An 18,276-nucleotide genomic window follows, 5' to 3' on the forward strand; every position below is an offset into this window, starting at 1 on the left:
GCATTGTGGAGAGCCTGTTCGATTCGGCGGCTGAGGAGGCCACCCCGCAGCCCCTCGCGGTCCGGATGCGACCGCGCACCCTCGACGAGGTGATCGGCCAGCGGCATCTGCTCGGTCCGGGCACCCCGCTGCGGCGGCTGGTGGAGAGCGAGGCTCCCATGTCGCTGTTCCTGTGGGGGCCGCCGGGCACCGGCAAGACCACCCTCGCCTACGTGGTGTCCAATGTCACCAAGCGCCGCTTCGTCGAGGTGTCCGCCGTGTCGGCCGGCGTCAAGGACGTGCGCGCCGCCATCGACAACGCCCGCCGCGAGCTCGGCATGTCCGGCCGCCAGACCGTGCTGTTCGTCGATGAGGTGCACCGCTTCAACAAGGCCCAGCAGGACGCGCTGCTGCCGGCCGTGGAGAACCGCTGGGTCACCTTCATCGGGGCGACCACCGAAAACCCGTTCTTCTCGGTCATCTCGCCGCTGCTGTCGCGCTCGCTGCTGCTCACCCTGGAGTCGCTGTCCGAGGACGACGTGCGCGCGGTGCTGGAGCGGGCCGTGTCCGACCCGCGCGGCCTGGGCGGGCGCGCCACGCTGGCCCCCGCCGCCCTGGAGCATCTCGTACGCCTCGCGGGCGGCGACGCCCGCAGGTCGCTGACCTACCTGGAGGCGGCGGCGCTGCTGGCCGACGACATCACCGTCGAGGTGGTGGAGAAGGCCGTCGACAAGGCGGCCGTGCGCTACGACCGCCAGGGCGACCAGCACTACGACGTGATCAGCGCGTTCATCAAGTCGATGCGCGGATCCGACGCCGACGCGGCGCTGCACTACCTGGCCCGGATGATCGAGGCGGGGGAGGACCCGCGCTTCATCGCCCGCCGCATCGTCATCTTCGCCTCCGAGGACGTCGGCCTGGCCGACCCCACCTGCCTGCAGACCGCGGTGGCCGTCGCGCAGGCGGTGCAGCTCATCGGCCTGCCGGAGGGGCAGATCAACCTGGCCCACGCGGTCATCCACTGCGCCACGGCGCCCAAGTCCAACGCCGTGGTCAAGGCCATCGGCGCGGCGGCCGGCGACGTCCGCCGCGGCCTGATCGGCCAGGTCCCCGGCCACCTGCGCGACGCCCACTACCCGGGCGCGGCCAAGCTCGGCCACGGCGATGGCTACAAATACCCGCACGACTTCGAGCACGGCCTGGTGCGCCAGGACTACGCGCCCGAGCAGATCCGCACCCGCCGCTACTACGAGCCCACGCGCCACGGCGCCGAGGCCCCGATAGCCGACCGCTGGGCCAGGATCCGCGACTTCCTGCGCGGCACCTGACCCCGCCCCGCTCCGCCCGCCTCACCGCGCGTCCGACTCCGCCGCTCCGGCCTCCTGCGTGGCATCGGACCCACCCACCGCGCCTCCGCACCGCCGCGTGCGGAGGCGCGGTAGACGCGGTGATCGCGGGGAATCACTCACCCTGTGAAGGCGACTGTCACCCCCCACGGCGGCCTCTTCGGCCCGGAGTCGATCACCTGGCGAGTGCACACCGAGACCCTCGGCCGGCCGGCCGCGCTGCGTGCCTTCCAGCTCCAGGCCCTGCACCCGCGCACCATCCGCGGCATCGCCCAGAACTGCGTGCTCGACGACCCCGAGGTGGCCCACGCCCGGCTGCGGCGGCAGCTCGACTTCGTCACCGTGCGCACGTTCGGCACCGCCGAGCAGGCCGAGCGGGCCGGTGAGCGGATCCGCCAGGTGCACGCCCGGCTGATCGGCCTGGACACCGACAACGGCGTCCTGTTCCGGGTGGACGAGCAGGAGAACCTGCGCTGGGCCCACTGCGCCGAGGTCTCCTCCTTCCTGGAGCTGGCCCGCCGCTCCGGCGTGCCGCTCACCGCCGCCGAGGCCGACGCGTACGTGGCCGAGCAGCGGCGCAGCGCCCTGCTCGTCGGCGCCCGCGACGTGCCCGGCGACGTGGCCGGGCTGCGCGCCTACCTCGACGGCATGCTCCCGCACCTGGCCGCCACCGACGAGGCCCGCGACGCGCTGCGCCGTACCGTCAGCCCGCGCCTGTCGTTCCGGCTCGCCCTCCGTACCCCGCCGCTAACCCTCGGCTCGCTGCCCGCGGCGGGCGCGCTGGCGTTCGCCACGCTGCCCGGCTGGGCCAGGCGGATGTACGGTTGCGATGGCGACAGCGCGGCCGGATACGCCGCCGACGTGGCGCTCAAGGCGTTGCGCGCGGCGGCCACGGCCATGCCGGAAAGCCTGGTGGAGCCGGAGATCAGGGCCGCCCGCGGGCTCATGCGGGCGCCCGCCGGAGCCCCGGGGACGGGCGTGGCGGCCTGACCGGGCTCGGCGGCCTCACCAACGTTGTCACTCGAACGCGATAGGGTTCTGGCGTTCCGGCCCAGCGTACGAGGGAGATGAGCGGATGCTTACCGCTGGAGAGGTCGCCGGTCTGATCGCCGCCACGGGCTGGATTGTCCTGGTCTGCGTTCTCGCCATGGTGCTCGTCAAGCTCACCAGGCTGCTCACCGAGACCACCAAGGCGGTCTCCGATCTGACCACCCGGCTGGCGCCGCTCCTTGACGACATGAGCCTCACGGTCAACGAGACCAACAGGCAACTGGTCGCCGTCGAGGCCATCGCCAAGGACGTCAAGCAGGTCAGCGGGCACGCGGCGAAGCTCAGCGCCGTGACGCAGACCATCTTCACCGGGCCGCTGATCAAGGTGTCCGCGCTCGGCTACGGCGTGCGGCGCGCCATCGAGTCCCGCAGGCCGCGCCGGGAGACCGTGCCGGCTCGGAGGCGACAGCCGTGATCAGAAGGCTGTTCTACCTGTCGCTGGGCGCCTTCCTCACCCTCTGGGTGATGCGCAGGCTTCAGGCGCTCCATCCCGACCATGTCGCCCGCAGGACCGCCGACGGCGCGGCGGGGATGCTCCGGCGGGTGAGAGACTTTACTACGGACGCGCTCGGCGAGGCCGCGGAGCGCGAAACAGAGTTGCGGGCACGGTTCGGGCTCGACAACCCTGAGAGCAACAGCTGAAGACAAGCAAGACGACCCGATGACTAATGCAAAGGATGGCCATCATGGAGTCGGCAGAGATCGCCCGCCGCTTCCTGCGCTTCTTCGAGGAGCGTGGGCACAAGGTAGTGCCCTCGGCCAGCCTGGTTGCTGAGGACCCCACGCTTCTCCTGATCAATGCCGGTATGGCGCCGTTCAAGCCGTACTTCCTGGGGCAGCGCAAGCCTCCGGCGTCCCGGCTGGCCACCGCGCAGAAGTGCGTGCGCACCCCCGACATCGAAGAGGTCGGCAAGACCACGCGGCACGCGACGTTCTTCCAGATGCTCGGCAACTTCTCCTTCGGCGACTACTTCAAGGCCGAAGTGATCCCGTTCGCGTGGGAGCTGCTCACCAGGTCGGAGTCCGACGGCGGCTTCGGCTTCCCCGAGGAGCGGCTCTGGGCGACGATCTACCACGACGACGACGAGGCGTACGACATCTGGCGCAACCGCGTCGGCGTGCCCGTGGAGCGCATCCAGCGCCGCGGCCTGGAGGACAACTACTGGCACATGGGCGTGGCGGGCCCCGGCGGCCCCTGCTCGGAGATCTACTACGACCGCGGCGCCGAATACGGCAAGGAGGGCGGCCCGGTCGCCGACGAGGAGCGTTACCTGGAGGTCTGGAACCTCGTCTTCATGCAGTATCAGCTCAGCGCCGTCCGCTCCAAGGTCGACTTCGACGTGGCGGGCGAGCTGCCGGCGAAGAACATCGACACCGGCATGGGCCTGGAGCGCATGGCGACGATCCTGCAGGGCGTCGACAACCTCTACGAGATCGACACCACGTACAAGATCCTGGACAAGGCGGCCGAGCTCACCAAGACCCGCTACGGGCGCGACCACCGCGCCGACGTGAGCCTTCGGGTGATCGCCGACCACGTGCGGACCGGCACCATGCTGGTCGCCGACGGCGTCCTGCCGGGCAACGAGGGCCGCGGCTACGTGCTGCGCCGCATCCTGCGCCGTTCGGTGCGCAACCTGCGCCTGCTCGGCTCCGGCGACGACCGCTACATGCACGAGCTGACCGACGTCGCGATCAACGTCATGGGCGAGCAATACCCCGAGCTCAAGGCCGACGCGCCGCAGATCCACGGGATCATCGACGCCGAGGAGGCGTCCTTCCTGGGCACGCTGCGCACCGGCACGGCGATCTTCGACGTGGCGGTCGAGGAGACCAAGCGCAGGTCCGCCACCGCGATCCCGGGCGAGCAGGCGTTCAAGCTGCACGACACCTACGGGTTCCCGATCGACCTCACGCTGGAGATGGCGGCCGAGCACGGGCTCGAGGTCGATGAGGAGGGCTTCCGCCGTCTCATGAAGGAGCAGCGGCAGGCGGCCAAGGCCGACGCCGCGGCGAAGAAGACCGGCAACGCCGACATCTCGGTGTTCGGGCAGCTGCTGGAGTCGGCGGGCAAGGTCGAGTTCCTCGGCTACGACCAGACCGAGGCCGACACGAGCGTGGTCGGCGTCCTCGTGGACGGTGTGCCGGTGCCCGTCGCGGGCGCGGGCACGACCGTGGAGGTCGTGCTCGGGCGCACCCCGTTCTACGCCGAGGGCGGCGGCCAGCTCGCCGACCAGGGCGTGATCCGCACCGGCGGCGCCGAGGTGGAGGTCGTCGACGTGCAGTCGCCGATCGCCGGGCTCGTCGTGCACCGCGGCAAGGTCACCGGCGGCGAGCTCAAGGTCGGCGACGAGGCGCAGGCGGAGATCGACATCGAGCGCCGCCGCGCGATCTCGCGCAGCCACAGCGCCACCCACCTCGTCCACCGCGGCTTCAAGAACGCGCTCGGCGAGACCGCGGCGCAGGCCGGCTCGGAAAACTCGCCGGGCCGCTTCCGCTTCGACTTCACCGCGGCGGGCGCGGTCCCGGCCAGCGTGCTGCGCGACGTCGAGGACGAGGTCAACGCCGTGCTGATCAACGACCTCAGGGTCAACGCCTTCTACACCTCGCAGGCCGAGGCCAGGGCGATGGGCGCGCTGGCGATGTTCGGTGAGAAATACGGCGACGAGGTCCGCGTGGTCGAGATCGGCGACTACTCGCGCGAGCTGTGCGGTGGCACCCACGTCCACAGCTCGGGCCAGCTCGGCCTGGTCAAGGTGCTGGGCGAGCAGTCGGTCGGCGCGGGCGTGCGCCGCGTCGAGGCGCTCGTCGGCATCGACGCCTTCCGCTTCCTGGCCCGCGAGAGCGTGCTGGTCGCCCAGCTCACCGAGCAGCTCAAGGCGCGCCGCGAGGAGCTGCCCGAGCGGATCGACGGCATCGTCACCCGGCTGCGCACGGCGGAGAAGGAGCTGGAGAAGCTCCGCTCCGCCCAGGTGCTCGAAGTGGCGGGCTCGCTGGCCGCCCAGCCCCGTGACGTGCAGGGCGTCTCCGTCGTGACACACCGCGCGCCTGATGGCACCGGCGCGGATGATCTGCGTAAGCTCGCGCTGGATGTGCGTGGCAGGTTCCCGGCAGACAGGCCGGCGGTCGTCGTGATCGCCGGTGCCCCCTCTGACCGGCCAGTGGTGGTTGCCGCGGTCAATGAGGCGGGACGCGAGCGGGGGCTCAAGGCCGGGCAACTGGTGGGCGTCGCCGCCAAGGCGCTTGGGGGTGGCGGTGGCGGCAAGGACGACGTCGCGCAGGGTGGCGGCACACGACCGGAGGCGATCGGCGACGCGCTGCGTTTGGTCGAGCAGGCCATCGCGGACAAGACCGTGGGGCACGTCGGCTGACATGAGGTTCGGTTCACGGATCGGCGTGGACGTCGGCTCCGTACGCGTCGGCGTGGCCCGCAGTGACCCTTCGGGGCTGCTGGCCACGCCGGTCGAGACCGTCAGGCGGGGCAAGGGCGACCTGGCGCGCATCGCCGCGATCGTCGCCGAGCACGAGGCGATCGAGGTCGTGGTGGGGTTGCCCACCTCGCTGTCGGGGCGGGAGGGGCAGGCGGCGGCGCTGGCGCGCCGCTTCGCCGCCGACCTCGCCGCCCGGCTCGCGCCCACGCCCGTACGACTCTTCGACGAGCGGCTGACCACGGTCGCCGCCCAGCAGGGCCTGCGGGCCAGCGGCGTGAAGGCCAAGAAGCAGCGCGGGGTCGTCGACCAGGCGGCCGCGGTCGTGCTGCTGCAGGACGCGCTCGACGCCGAGCGTGCCACCGACAGACCACCAGGCAGGCCCGTCGAACCGCCTTCCGCGGCCGACGGACCTGCCTCATGAGCGCGCGCACCACGGGGGATGCGACCGCTGCCGTGCGGCACCGGTCCGCGGGGGCGAGTGGCGAGGTGGTCTCGTGAACGGCACGCCGGAGGACGAGGACACCGGGGACGTGATCCCGTTCAGCTCGGAGGACCAGGCCGGCGAAGGCGCGCAGGCGCCGCGCGGTGAGCGTCCCGAGGCCGGGTCCGGGGGTGCGGCCGGGTTCCGGTCCGGGGCCGGCTCCGAGCCCGGGACGGATTCCGCGGCCGGGGCCGGGCCTCAGCCTGGCTCCGAGGCTGGCTCCGAGGCTGGCTCCGAGGCTGGGGCTGGGGCTGGGGCTGAGCCCGGGGACAGGCGGGAGACCCACGGGTCTGAGCGTGCGCCGGAGTCTGGACGCGGGCCTGAGGACGGGTCCGAGCCCGGACGCGGGCCCGAGGACAGGGCCGAGCGTGGAAGCGGGCCCGAGGACGGGCCCGAGCCCGCATACGAGCCCGAGGACGGGTCTGGGCGTGCGGCAGCGGCCGGTGCCGAGCCCGGGCCCGGAGACGAGGCCGAGGGAGCGGCCGAGATCGTGCCACATTCCGGGCAGCGGCAGCGGGCGATACGTAAGGCGGGCATGCTGACCGCCGGGCTGGTCGTCGCCGTGGTGGTCCTGGGTGCGGGGGCGATCGTGGTGCTCAAGCCGTACCTGAGTCCCGATGACTTCGAGGGGCCCGGGAGCGGTTCCGTGACCGTGCGCATCACGCCCGGGTCCAGCGCCGAGGCGATCGGCTCCAGGCTGGCCGAGGCGGGGGTCGTGGCGAGCGTCCAGTCGTTCGTGAACGCGAGCGAGGAGCGCGCGGTGACCGGCAGGCTGCGGCCGGGTCACTACCGGCTGCGCAAGGGCATGTCCGCCGGGGCGGCGCTCGACCTGCTGCTCTCGCCCTCGTCCAAGATCGTACGGCGGGTGACACTGCCCGAGGGCATGCGTACCAGCGAGGTGCTGGCCCGCCTCGCCCAGCAGACCGGGCTGCCGCTCAAGGAGCTGCAGAGCGTCGACAAGGCCCTCATCGGGCTGCCGGAGTACGCGCCGGGGCTCGAAGGGTTCCTGTTCCCGGCGACGTACGAGGTCGAGCCCGGCGACACGGCCGTGGACGTGCTGGCGGCGATGACAGAGCGCTTCGCCACCGCGGCGCGGCACGTGGATCTGAAGGAGCAGGCCGCCCATCTGAGGCTGACCCCGCTGGAGGTCGTCACGGTGGCCAGCATGATCCAGGCCGAGGGCGGGACCGACGAGGACTATCCCAAGATCTCCAGGGTGATCTACAACCGTTTGGAGAAGGGCACCCCGCTGGAGATCGACAGCACCGTGCTGTACGCGCAGAACCGCCGGACGCTGAGAGTGACCGAGAAGGACACCAAGGTCGACTCTCCGTACAACACCTACCGTCACAAGGGACTGCCACCTGGGCCCATCGCCAATCCGGGGGAGAAGGCGCTGATGGCGGCCCTGAACCCGGCCGACGGTGATTGGCACTGGTTTGTGACGACGGATCCGGCGCATAGAATCACCAAATTCACCAACAAAGAGAGCGAGTTCGTGAGATACCGGGAAGAGTTGAACAAGAACCTCGGGACGAGATGATGTTCGACGGGACCACCCCCGGCCCTGCGCAAAAGCCCCAAAAAGGGGCATGCGCCCTCTTTCCGTCCCTTAGCATGGCTACCCAGAGTGATCTCCGCTGGTCGTGGGAGCATGTCCGGCGGATCCCCCAGTTTCGCTCGGTGACCTCAGCCGGTTGGGCGGTTTCGCTTGACGCCCGGCGGGCCGAACCGGGAGATTGGCCAGCGCACCTATGAACGATCTCGATCTGAACACCTTGCTCGGCGCGGAGGACGACGAGGGTCGTCCCGGGCGTCGTACCCGTGGTTCCGGCAAACGCGGCCGCAGGAGGCGAAGGCGCCGCAATCGGGGTGGTTTCATGGCGCCCCTGCTCGCCTTCGTCGTCCTGGCGGGCATCATCGGCGGGGGCGGCTACTTCGGCTACATGTGGGTCAGCGACGCGCTCGTGCCCGACGACTTCGCCGGTAAGGGCAAGGGCGAGGTCGTCGTGGAGATCAAGGACGGCCAGAACGCCTCCGACGTGGCGCAGGAGCTGGAGCGGCAGGGGGTCGTGGCCAGCGCCAGGGCGTTCACCAACGCGATCGGCAACGCGAACAGGAGCGGGTCGCTGCAGCCCGGCTCGTACAAGCTGCGCAAGCAGATGTCGGCCGCGAGCGCGGTGGAGCTGCTGGTTCCGAGCAACCGGCTGCTCGAGAGGGTGACGATCAAGGAGGGCCTGCGGCTGTCCGACACCTTGACCACGCTGGCCGAGAAGACCGGCAAGCCGGAGGACGAGTTCAAGGCCGCGGCCGAGGCCGTCGACGAGCTCGACCTGCCGTCCTACGCCAAGGGCAGGCTGGAGGGGTACGCCTTCCCGGCCACGTACGAGTTCCAGCCGAAGACCACGCCGACGCAGATGCTGGCGGCGATGGTCGAACGCTACAAGAAGACGGCCGAGCAGATGGACCTCGAAGGCAGCGCCAAAGCGCTCGGCCACACGCCGCACGACATCATGATCATCGCCAGCATCGTGCAGGCCGAGGCCGGTCGGCAGGAGGACATGCCGAAGATCGCCCGCGTCATCTACAACCGGCTGGAGCGTGAGCCGCAGATGAAGCTGGAGATGGACAGCACGGTCATGTACGCGCTGAACAAGTACGACACCGCCGCCACCTTCGCGGAGACGAAGACCAAGAGCAAGTACAACACGTACATGTACCACGGCCTGCCGCCCGGCCCGATCTCGAACCCCGGCGACCACGCCATCGAGGCGGCATTGAACCCGGCGAAGGGCAACTGGCTCTGGTTCGTCGCCACCGACCCCAAGAGCAATGTCACCAAGTTCGCCGTGACGGATGCCGAGCGCGTGGCGCTGCTCGCCGAGTACAAGCGGAACGGCGGCTGACGGAGTCGCGGCGGGACGTCCCGCCGCGCTCCAGGGGTCGCCCGAGCGGGCGAGGGCGATAGGGTCGTCGTGGTCGGATTTCGCGAGGAGTGTGGATGCGGGCTGCGGTGATGGGGTCGCCCATCGGCCATTCGCTCTCGCCCTGCCTGCACCGGGCCGCCTACCAGGCGATGGGGCTCGGCGGGTGGACCTACGAGGCGTTCGAGTGCGACGAGGCACGGCTGCCGGGGCTGCTGCGGGAGCTGACGCCCGTGCGCGGCCAGATCACGGGTGACGCCGGGCAGGCCGGCCCGGCGGCGGGACAGGACCCGTCGGATGGGGACGCCTGGGCGGGGCTGTCGCTGACGATGCCGCTCAAGCGGGCCGTGCTGCCCCTGCTCGACACGGTGTCCGACCTGGCCGTGGAGGTGGGCGGGGCCAACACCGTGGTGTTCCGCGACGGGCTGCGACACGGCCACAACACCGACGTCTACGGCATCGAGCAGGCGCTGGCCGAGGCCGGGGTGCCCGCGCCGCGCTCGGCGACCGTGCTGGGCGGAGGGGCCACGGCCGCTTCCGCCCTGGCGGCGCTGCGCAACCTCGGGCTGTTCTCCGCCACGCTGCTGGTGCGCGATCCGGCGCGGGCTGGGGAGACGGTGCGGGTGGCCGAGCGGCTGGGCGTGGCACTGGCGGTCGGGACGATGGACAAGCCGGACGCCATGACGGGGGTGGATCTGGTGGTGTCCACACTGCCCGGCGGGGCCGCCGACGCCTTCGCGGCGCGGCTGGCGGGGGTGCCGGCGCTCTTCGACGTGGTCTACTCACCCTGGCCGACCGGCGCGGCGGCGGCCGTGCGGGCGGCGGGCGGCACGGTGGTCGGCGGGTTCGCGATGCTGGTCCACCAGGCGGTGCGCCAGGTGGAGCTGATGACCGGCCGCACGGACGTGCCCGTGGAGGCGATGCGCGCGGCCGGTGAAGCGGAACTCCTCAGGCGCTCGGCCAGTCGAACGGGTTGATCACGGTCACGCCCGTGTCCGCGAAGTCCTTCACGTTGCGGGTGACCACACTCCAGCCGTGCACCTTGGCTGTGGCGGCGATCAGCATGTCCGAGGTTCCACGGGAGCGTTCACTTCGGAGGCGGCCCCATTCCTCCACGATGTCGGCGGTGATCGGGATGATCCGGTCCCGGAAGGAGTTGTAGAGGCGGGCCAGCCAGCGTTCGAGGACCAACGCCTGTTTGGGATCGCTGCGCCTGCGTTGCTCGATGCCCCAGCGGATCTCGCCGATGGAGATGACGCTGAGGAAGAGCGTCGGTCCCAGCGAGGAGCCCACCCAGCTTTTGACGTCGAGGTTGCCGTGCGGTTTGCGTACCTCCGAAATGATGTTCGTGTCGAGGACGTAGCCGACGCTCACCAGTCGAGGTCCACTTCTCGAGGAAGGTCATTGGCGCGCGGGATCTCCAGGTCGTCCGGCCAGTCGGGGGAGCTGAGCAGGAATTCCTTGAAGTCGGGCTGGTTTCTCCTCTTGAGTTGGCGGTATTCCTCCATGTCGAGGATCACCGCCACATCCCTTCCGTGCCTGGTGACGATCTGGGGCCCCTCGTCGTGGGCCTTCCTGACGACTTCGCTGAAGCGCTGTTTGGCCTCCTGTAGCTGCCATTTGGTCGCTTCTATGTGGGTTGCAGTCATTGGGCCCCTTTTCTGTCTAGTCTGGACAGAAGACTATCGCGCTTGGTTGCGCTGGGTGGGATGATTCGAGGAAGCCTCGCCGTTGTGGTAATGTAGCTCCCTGATCGGTCCGGCATGCCTTGCTGGACGCGCAAGCGGAGGTCTCCCTCCCACCTGAGTCACCGGAGCGGTGGCCGGGTCCAGGATCACGCCGGATCACTCCGGGGAGCTCGAGGTCACGAAGCCGACGAGCTCAGTGGCCCCGCATGCGCGACGTGCGGGGCTTTTCGCGTTCGCGCGATGAGCTCCGGCACGACGAGCACGTAGGGATCGCAAACCTAGGAGGCCCCATCAGCACTGAGCCCCGCATCAACGAGCGTATCCGAGTTCCCGAGGTTCGCCTCGTGGGCCCGAACGGCGAGCAGGTAGGCATCGTCTCCATACATGACGCGCTGAAGCTCGCCCAGGAGGCCGACCTCGACCTCGTCGAGGTCGCGGCCACGGCTCGACCGCCCGTGTGCAAGCTCATGGACTACGGCAAGTTCAAGTACGAGTCCGCGATGAAGGCGCGCGAGGCGCGCAAGAATCAGGCGCACACGATCATCAAGGAGATCAAGCTCCGGCCGAAGATCGACCCGCACGACTACGAGACCAAGAAGGGTCACGTGGTGCGGTTCCTCAAGGCGGGAGACAAGGTCAAAGTCACGATCATGTTCCGCGGACGTGAGCAGTCCCGGCCGGAGCTGGGTTTCCGGCTGCTGCAGCGGCTGGCGGACGACGTCCAGGAGCTCGGCTTCGTGGAGTCCCACGCCAAGCAGGACGGCCGTAACATGATCATGGTGATCGGTCCGCACAAGAAGAAAGCCGAGGCCAAGGCCGAAAAGGCCGCAGCCAAGGCGCAGCGTGGCAGCGAGGACACTTCCCCACAGGAAGGATGACCCGCGGTTGGGGTTAGCCTTACACGGCGCCCCGATTCAGCCACCGGCAGACGAAGACGCCGCTACCGGGCCGGCCAGCACCGGCCCGGCCAGTGGCACGACCGAAACGAGGAGAGACGGCGACATGCCGAAGATGAAGACGCACAGCGGTGCGAAGAAGCGGTTCCGGCTTACCGGCACCGGCAAGATCAAGCGTCGCCGTGCCAACCGCGCGCACTACAACGAGTGGAAGTCGTCCACGCTGACGCGCCGTCTCAAGAACGAGGTCGTCCTTTCCGACGCCGATTCCAAGAAGATCAAGAAGCTGCTCGCCAAGTAGCGCGAACCCCCGGGGAGAAGAAACATGGCACGCGTGAAGCGGGCGCTCAACGCCAAGAAGAAGCGCAAGGTCGTCCTCGAGAGGGCGAGCGGTTACCGTGGCCAGCGGTCACGTCTCTACCGCAAGGCCAAGGAGCAGATGCTCCACTCGATGACGTACGCCTACCGGGACCGCAAGGACCGTAAGGGTGCGTTCCGCCGGCTGTGGATTCAGCGGATCAACGCCGCCGCCCGCCAGAACGGCATGACCTACAACCGGTTGATCCAGGGTCTGCGCCTGGCCAACATCGAGGTCGACCGCAAGATCCTGGCTGACCTCGCGGTCAACGACAGCCAGACCTTCGCCACGCTCGTCGAGGCGGCCAAGAAGGCCCTGCCGGCGAACGTGAACGCTCCGGCCGCGAGCTGAAGCGACGCCTGACCGAGGGGCCCACCGATGACGGTGGGCCCTTTGCCATATGTAAGGCACGCGGGGCTGAAACGTACACATGGGGGAAGACGATGGCCGGGTCCGAGCTGACCAACGTGAAGTCGCCGCGGGTGAAGGCGGCCAGGCGGCTCACCAAGCGGGCCTTCCGGGACCAGGACCGCAGATTCCTGGCCGAGGGGCCGCAGGCGGTACGTGAGGCGCTCAAGCTCGGCGGCGTGACGCTGGAGCTGTTCTGCACGGCCGAGGCCGAGCTGCGGCACGCGGAGCTGATCACCGAGGCCACGCTCCAGGGCGTCCCCGTGCACCGGGCCAGCGGCGAGGTCATGGCCGAGCTGTCCCAGACCGTCACCCCGCAGGGGCTGCTGGCCGTGTGCCGGCTCGTGCACGTCCCGCTGGAGCAGGCCCTGGACGGGGAGCCTCGGCTGGTCGCGCTGCTGGCCCACGTGCGCGACCCCGGCAACGCCGGGACCGTCATGCGGGCGGCCGACGCGGCCGGCGCCGACGCCGTGGTCTTCACCGACGCCTCCGTCGACCCGTACAACGGAAAGTGCGTACGCGCCAGCGTAGGCAGCCTGTTTCATCTGCCCGTCGTCATCGGTGCACCGGTGAGCGCCGCCGTGCGTCAACTCAAGGAGCGCGGCCTGCGCGTGCTGGCGGCCGACGGCGCGGGCAAGCACACGCTCGACGACGTCGATCTGTCGGGACCCACCGCGTGGATCTTCGGGAACGAAGCCTGGGGACTGCCGGAGGAGATATTGGCGGAGGCGGACGATGTGGTCAGAGTGCCCATCTACGGACAGGCCGAAAGCCTGAACCTGGCCACGGCCGCGGCGGTGTGCCTTTACTCCTCCGCCAGGGCTCAGCGAGTGCCCTAGGCGGCTGGAAAACCCGCTATTGTCGGCGGTGTACGCGGAGGAGGCGAGTTCGTGCACGGCGCAGACACCGACGGGCGGGTGGTGGCCGCCGTGTGCACGATCGGCATTGACGAGTTGCCCGACGGCCTCATCGTGACCGACAGATTCGGTTGCGTGCTCGCGGTCAACCGGGCCGCCGCCAGGCTCACCGGCGTCCCCGTGGAGCGCGCGGTCGGCAGGCACATGAACGACGTCTTCCCCTTTCGCGACCACGACGGGCGCGACTGGTGGAAGGCGCTGGACCCCGAGGGTGGCCTGTGCACCCGCAGCCGGGTGCCGGAGCGGCCGCTGCACCTGCCGGGCGGCCAGGAGCTCTACGTCGCGGCCCGGCTGGTGCGCGAGCCCGAGCGCGCCGGCGAGGTCGAGCGGGTGGCGATCAGCATGCGCGACGGCGGCGCGCGCGCCCGGCTGGAGCGCAGCCGCGCCGACCTGGTCTCCACCGTGGCCCACGAGCTGCGCTCGCCGCTGACCAGCGTCAAGGGGTTCACGGCCACGCTGCTGGCCAAGTGGACGCGTTTCACCGACGAGCAGAAGCGCGTCATGCTGGAGACCGTCAACAACGACGCCGACCGGGTCACCAGGCTCATCACCGAGCTGCTCGACGTCTCGCGGATCGAGTCCGGGCGGCTGGAGGTGCGCCGCCAGGTCGTGGACATCCCCGCCAGGGCACGCAGGCTCGTCGCCGGCCGGGTGGCGGCCGGCGAGGCCGAGGAGCGCTTCCGGCTGCTCTCCGTCGACGACCTCCCCGAAATGTGGCTTGACCAGGACAAGATCGACCAGATTCTGGGTAATCTGGTGGAAAACGCGGTGCGTCACGGCCGCGGCACCGTGACAATTGAGATCGAGTCCGTCGGATGGGGAGTTGCCGTGTCGGTGCGCGACGAAGGCGAGGGCATCGAGCCCGAGCTGGCTCCGCGTGTCTTCAGGCAGTTCTGGCGGGGTGGCAACAGCCGCAGGCGCGGCGGCACCGGGCTCGGCCTGTTCATCGTGAAGGGTCTGGTCGAGGCGCACGGCGGGACGATCACCGTGCAGCGGGCCCCCGAGGGCGGGGCGGAGTTTCGATTTACCGTGCCCACCGGCACGCCCGACTTCGCCACCCCGTAGCGATCGAGTCGGGCCCGGTGGGCGGGCCCACTAGACTCTTTTCCGCTCAAGCCCTGGATACGGAGCTCACTCTTGTCTGACTACGACCCCGTCGAGGTGACACCGTTGCATGCCGACGAGGTGTCCCGCATGGAGGCCGACGCCCTGGCGGCGATCAAGGCGGCCGACAGCCTCGACGCACTCAAGCAGGCCAGGCTGGCGCACGCGGGCGACCGCTCGCCCATCGCCCTGGCCAACCGCGAGATCGGCGCGCTGCCGCCGGCCGCCCGCGCCGAGGCGGGCAAGCGTGTCGGTGGCGCGCGCAAAGCGATCAGCGAGGCCCTGGCCGCCCGGCAGGCCGAGCTGGAGGCCGAGCGTGACGCCCGGGTGCTCGTCGAGGAGACCGTCGACGTCACCCTGCCATGGGACCGGTGGCCCCGCGGCGCCCGCCACCCGCTGACCACGCTGCAGGAGCGCATCGCCGACGCGTTCATCGCCATGGGCTACGAAGTGGCCGAGGGGCCGGAGCTCGAAGGCGAATGGTTCAACTTCGACGCGCTCAACATCGCCAAGGACCACCCGGCCCGGTCCGACCACGACACGTTCTTCGTCGAGTCCACCGAATCGGGCATGGTGCTGCGTACGCAGACCTCGCCCGTGCAGATCCGCGCGCTGCTGCAGCGCGAGCTGCCGGTCTACGTGATCTCGCCGGGCAAGACGTTCCGCACCGACGAGCTCGATGCCACCCACACCCCCGTCTTCCACCAGACCGAGGGGCTGGCCGTGGACGAGGGGCTGACGATGGCCCACCTCAAGGGCACGCTCGACCGGTTCGCGGAGGTGATGTTCGGCAAGGGGATCACGACCCGGTTCCGGCCCAACTACTTCCCGTTCACCGAGCCGTCCGCCGAGATGGACCTCAAGTGCTTCGTCTGCCGCGGGGCCTCGGCGGTGCCCGGCAACCCGCCCTGCCGCACCTGCAAGTCGGAGGGCTGGATCGAGTGGGGCGGCTGCGGCATGGTCAACCCGCGGGTGCTGGTCGCGTGCGGGGTGGACCCGGCGCGCTACTCCGGGTTCGCGTTCGGGATGGGCATCGAGCGGACGCTGATGTTCCGGCACAACGCCGAGGACATGCGTGACATGGTCGAGGGAGACGTGCGGTTCACGCTCCCGTTCGGAATGGAGATCTGATGAGGGTCCCGCTCTCCTGGCTGCGGGAGCATGTCGATCTTCCGGCGGTCACGGCCCACGAGGTGGCCGACAAGCTCACCGCGGCCGGGCTCAAGCTGGAGTCGATCACCTCCCACGGCCACGACGTCAAGAACGTCGTCGTCGGCGAGGTGCTCGAGATCGAGGAGCTGACCGGGTTCAAGAAGCCGATCAGGCACTGCAAGGTCGAGGTGGGCGAGGCGACGCCGCGCGAGATCGTCTGCGGTGCCGTGAACTTCGCCGTCGGCGACCGGGTGCCCGTCGTGCTGCCCGGCGGCGTGCTGCCCGGCGGGTTCGAGGTGGGGGCGCGCAAGACGTACGGGCGCATGTCCGAGGGCATGATCTGCTCCGAGCGCGAGCTCGGGCTGGGCGACGACCACAAGGGCATCATGGTGCTGCCCGCGGACAGCCCCATCGGCGGCGACGTGGTCGAGCTGCTCGGCCTGCGCGACGACGTGATCGAGCTGGAGATCACGCCCGACATCGGCTACGCGCTGTCGATCAGGGGCGTGGCCAGGGAGGCCGCGACGGCGTTCGGGGTGGAGTTCCGCGACCCGGCCGACGTGGAGCCGCCCGAGGAGACCGGCGCGTCGTGGCCCGCCTCGATCGCCGACCCCACGGCGTGCGACCGGTTCGTGCTGCGCGAGGTCCGCGGGTTCGACCCGGCCGTGCCCAGCCCGTTCTGGATGCGCCTGCGCCTCATGCGGGCGGGCATGCGCCCGGTCTCGCTGGCCGTCGACGTCACCAACTATCTGATGCTGGAGCTGGGGCAGCCGCTGCACGCGTTCGACCGGGACAAGCTGACCGGCGAGATCGTCGTCCGCCGGGCGGCGGCCGGCGAGCGGCTGGAGACGCTCGACCACGTGGTGCGCGACCTCGACCCCGACGACATCCTCATCACCGACCAGTCGGGGCCGATCTCGATGGCGGGCACGATGGGCGGGCTGGAGACCGAGATCTCCGACGTCTCGACCGACATCGTCATCGAGGCCGCCCACTTCTCGGCGACCGGCATCTCGCGCGAGTCGCGCCGGCACGGGCTGGTGTCGGAGGCGTCCAAGCGGTTCGAGCGGGGCGTGGACCGGGAGCTGCCGCTCGTCGCCTCGTGGCGGGCCGTGCGCCTGCTGGCCGAGCTGGGCGGCGCCACCGTGCAGCCCGGCGTCACGCACGCCCAGGTGGACGTCACGCCCGCGCGCATCGCCCTCCCGGCCGGCCACCCCTCCGCGGTGGCCGGTGTCACCTACGCCAAGGCGACCGTGGTCGCGAGGCTGGAGCAGGTCGGCTGCGTCGTGACCGACGGCGACGACCCGGCGGTGCGCTCGGGCGGCGTCGACCCGACCGGGGTCGTGACCGGCGGCGCGCTGGCGGCCATGCTGGCCGTCAAGGGCGACGACATGATCACGGTGACGCCGCCGTCGTGGCGGCCCGACCTCACCGACCCGAACGACCTGGCCGAAGAGGTCATCCGGCTGGAGGGCTACGAGAGCCTGCCGTCGGTGCTGCCCGCGGCGCCCGCCGGGGCGGGTCTCACCGAGGGGCAGCGGCTGCGCCGCCGGGTCGGCCGGGCGCTGGCCGAGGGCGGCTACGTCGAGGTGCTCAGCTACCCGTTCGTCAGCGCCGACGACCTCGACCGGCTGCTCCTGCCCGCCGAGGACGCGCGACGGCACGCCGTGCGGCTGGCCAACCCGCTGTCCGAGGACGAGCCGCTGATGCGGACGACGCTGCTGCCGGGGCTGCTCAAGACCCTCGTGCGCAACGTCGGGCGCGGCTTCACCGACGTGGCCCTCTACGAGACCGGGGCGGTCTACCGGCCGCGCGAGGACGCCGCCGAGGTGGCGCCGGTGCTCGGCGTCGAGCGCCGGCCGACCTCCGAGGAGCTCGCCTCCATCGAGGCGGCGCTGCCCGACCAGCCGCTGCGGGTCGCGGTGGTGCTGACCGGGGAGTTCGAGCGGTCCGGCTGGTGGGGCGGCGGGCGTCAGGCCTCATGGGCCGACGCGGTGCAGGCCGCGCGGCTGGTGGCGGCCGAGGCGGGGGTCGAGCTGTCGATCAGCGCCGACCAGCACGAGCCGTGGCACCCGGGCCGGTGCGCGGCGCTCTACGTGGGTGACACGCTGGTGGGGCATGCCGGTGAGCTGCATCCGCGGGTTCTGGAGGCCTACGGGCTGCCGGCGCGTACGTCCGCCATGGAACTGGAGCTGTCGCGGCTGGAGTCCCGGATGCCAGGGCCGGTGGAGACCGTCGCTGTGTCGGCCTACCCGGTGGCCACGCAGGATGTCGCGCTGATCGTGCCCGACTTCACGCCGGTGGCCGATGTCGAGGCCGCGCTGCGGGACGGGGCCGGGGCGTTGCTGGAGTCGATCCGGCTGTTCGACGTCTACGTGGGGGCGCAGGTGGGTGAGGGGAACAAGTCCCTCGCTTACACGATGCGATTCCGGGCTCCGGACCGTACGTTGACGGTCGAGGAGACGACCGAGGCCCGGGACGCGGCGGTGGCGATGGCCGCCGACCGGGTGGGGGCGCAGTTGCGGAGCGCCTGAGGCGCTTG

Annotated in this window: 18 protein-coding genes; 16 read left to right on the forward strand and 2 right to left on the reverse strand. The window is 70.6% G+C overall.

Features of this window, described 5'->3' with window-relative positions; all coding sequences use genetic code 11:
- The first annotated feature begins 5 nt into the window (after nt 1–5).
- The 9 genes from ABGB18_RS15500 to ABGB18_RS15540 all read left to right on the forward strand — a co-directional run bounded on the left by ABGB18_RS15500 (nt 6) and on the right by ABGB18_RS15540 (nt 10,188).
- Nucleotides 6–1,307 carry a replication-associated recombination protein A gene (locus ABGB18_RS15500; RefSeq protein WP_347696173.1) on the forward strand — a complete coding sequence of 434 codons (1,302 nt, stop codon included), beginning with the start codon at nt 6–8 and terminating at the stop codon, nt 1,305–1,307.
- Between the two features lie 144 nt (nt 1,308–1,451).
- The gene (locus ABGB18_RS15505; protein ID WP_347696174.1) at nt 1,452–2,315 is read left to right on the forward strand and encodes an oxygenase MpaB family protein; all 864 of its coding nucleotides are present in this window, start codon (nt 1,452–1,454) and stop codon (nt 2,313–2,315) included.
- An 85-nt stretch (nt 2,316–2,400) separates the two neighbouring features.
- Nucleotides 2,401–2,790 (forward strand): DUF948 domain-containing protein, encoded by a 390-nt coding sequence (locus ABGB18_RS15510; RefSeq protein WP_347696175.1) that lies wholly within the window; start codon nt 2,401–2,403, stop codon nt 2,788–2,790.
- A complete protein-coding gene (locus ABGB18_RS15515; RefSeq protein WP_347696176.1) occupies nt 2,787–3,017 on the forward strand; it encodes a hypothetical protein in 231 nt (76 codons plus the stop codon). Before ABGB18_RS15510 ends, ABGB18_RS15515 begins: the two co-directional genes overlap by 4 nt.
- 44 nt (nt 3,018–3,061) lie before the next feature.
- Nucleotides 3,062–5,746 carry an alanine--tRNA ligase gene (gene alaS / locus ABGB18_RS15520; protein ID WP_347696177.1) on the forward strand — a complete coding sequence of 895 codons (2,685 nt, stop codon included), beginning with the start codon at nt 3,062–3,064 and terminating at the stop codon, nt 5,744–5,746.
- Nucleotide 5,747: 1 nt separating this feature from the next.
- Entirely contained in the window at nt 5,748–6,227 is a 480-nt protein-coding gene (ruvX, locus tag ABGB18_RS15525) for a Holliday junction resolvase RuvX (protein WP_347696178.1), read from the forward strand.
- A 550-nt stretch (nt 6,228–6,777) separates the two neighbouring features.
- Nucleotides 6,778–7,830: an endolytic transglycosylase MltG gene (mltG, locus tag ABGB18_RS15530; protein WP_347696179.1), complete on the forward strand. Its 1,053-nt coding sequence runs from the start codon at nt 6,778–6,780 to the stop codon at nt 7,828–7,830.
- Between the two features lie 337 nt (nt 7,831–8,167).
- On the forward strand, nt 8,168–9,193 hold the full coding sequence (gene mltG, locus ABGB18_RS15535; RefSeq protein WP_347696180.1) for an endolytic transglycosylase MltG: 1,026 nt from the start codon (nt 8,168–8,170) through the stop codon (nt 9,191–9,193).
- 95 nt (nt 9,194–9,288) lie between these two features.
- Complete coding sequence (locus tag ABGB18_RS15540) at nt 9,289–10,188, forward strand: shikimate dehydrogenase (RefSeq protein WP_347696181.1); 900 nt, start codon at nt 9,289–9,291, stop codon at nt 10,186–10,188.
- Here the strand turns inward: ABGB18_RS15540 and ABGB18_RS15545 are convergent.
- The gene (locus ABGB18_RS15545) at nt 10,160–10,585 is read right to left on the reverse strand and encodes a type II toxin-antitoxin system VapC family toxin (RefSeq protein WP_347696182.1); all 426 of its coding nucleotides are present in this window, start codon (nt 10,583–10,585) and stop codon (nt 10,160–10,162) included. The genes ABGB18_RS15540 and ABGB18_RS15545 overlap by 29 nt on opposite strands.
- Nucleotides 10,582–10,860, reverse strand: a complete 279-nt coding sequence (locus tag ABGB18_RS15550) for a type II toxin-antitoxin system Phd/YefM family antitoxin (protein ID WP_347696183.1) — start codon at nt 10,858–10,860, stop codon at nt 10,582–10,584. The genes ABGB18_RS15545 and ABGB18_RS15550 overlap by 4 nt, the downstream gene beginning before the upstream one ends.
- Nucleotides 10,861–11,189: 329 nt before the next feature.
- On the opposite strand from ABGB18_RS15550, the gene infC reads away from it, so the two are divergent.
- The 7 genes from infC to ABGB18_RS15585 all read left to right on the forward strand — a co-directional run bounded on the left by infC (nt 11,190) and on the right by ABGB18_RS15585 (nt 18,268).
- Entirely contained in the window at nt 11,190–11,777 is a 588-nt protein-coding gene (gene infC / locus ABGB18_RS15555) for a translation initiation factor IF-3 (protein WP_090945400.1), read from the forward strand.
- 124 nt (nt 11,778–11,901) lie between these two features.
- Nucleotides 11,902–12,096 carry a 50S ribosomal protein L35 gene (rpmI, locus tag ABGB18_RS15560; RefSeq protein WP_043622108.1) on the forward strand — a complete coding sequence of 65 codons (195 nt, stop codon included), beginning with the start codon at nt 11,902–11,904 and terminating at the stop codon, nt 12,094–12,096.
- 24 nt (nt 12,097–12,120) lie between these two features.
- Nucleotides 12,121–12,504: a 50S ribosomal protein L20 gene (gene rplT, locus ABGB18_RS15565; protein ID WP_219538506.1), complete on the forward strand. Its 384-nt coding sequence runs from the start codon at nt 12,121–12,123 to the stop codon at nt 12,502–12,504.
- A gap of 92 nt (nt 12,505–12,596) precedes the next feature.
- Nucleotides 12,597–13,400, forward strand: a complete 804-nt coding sequence (locus tag ABGB18_RS15570; protein ID WP_347696184.1) for an RNA methyltransferase — start codon at nt 12,597–12,599, stop codon at nt 13,398–13,400.
- Nucleotides 13,401–13,451: 51 nt separating this feature from the next.
- Entirely contained in the window at nt 13,452–14,543 is a 1,092-nt protein-coding gene (locus ABGB18_RS15575; RefSeq protein ID WP_347696185.1) for an ATP-binding protein, read from the forward strand.
- Between the two features lie 129 nt (nt 14,544–14,672).
- Entirely contained in the window at nt 14,673–15,713 is a 1,041-nt protein-coding gene (gene pheS, locus ABGB18_RS15580; RefSeq protein ID WP_347696244.1) for a phenylalanine--tRNA ligase subunit alpha, read from the forward strand.
- Entirely contained in the window at nt 15,713–18,268 is a 2,556-nt protein-coding gene (locus ABGB18_RS15585) for a phenylalanine--tRNA ligase subunit beta (protein ID WP_347696186.1), read from the forward strand. The genes pheS and ABGB18_RS15585 overlap by 1 nt, the downstream gene beginning before the upstream one ends.
- Nucleotides 18,269–18,276: the final 8 nt, after the last annotated feature.

The sequence above is a fragment of the Nonomuraea sp. B12E4 genome (assembly GCF_039871825.1).
GTDB lineage: Bacteria > Actinomycetota > Actinomycetes > Streptosporangiales > Streptosporangiaceae > Nonomuraea.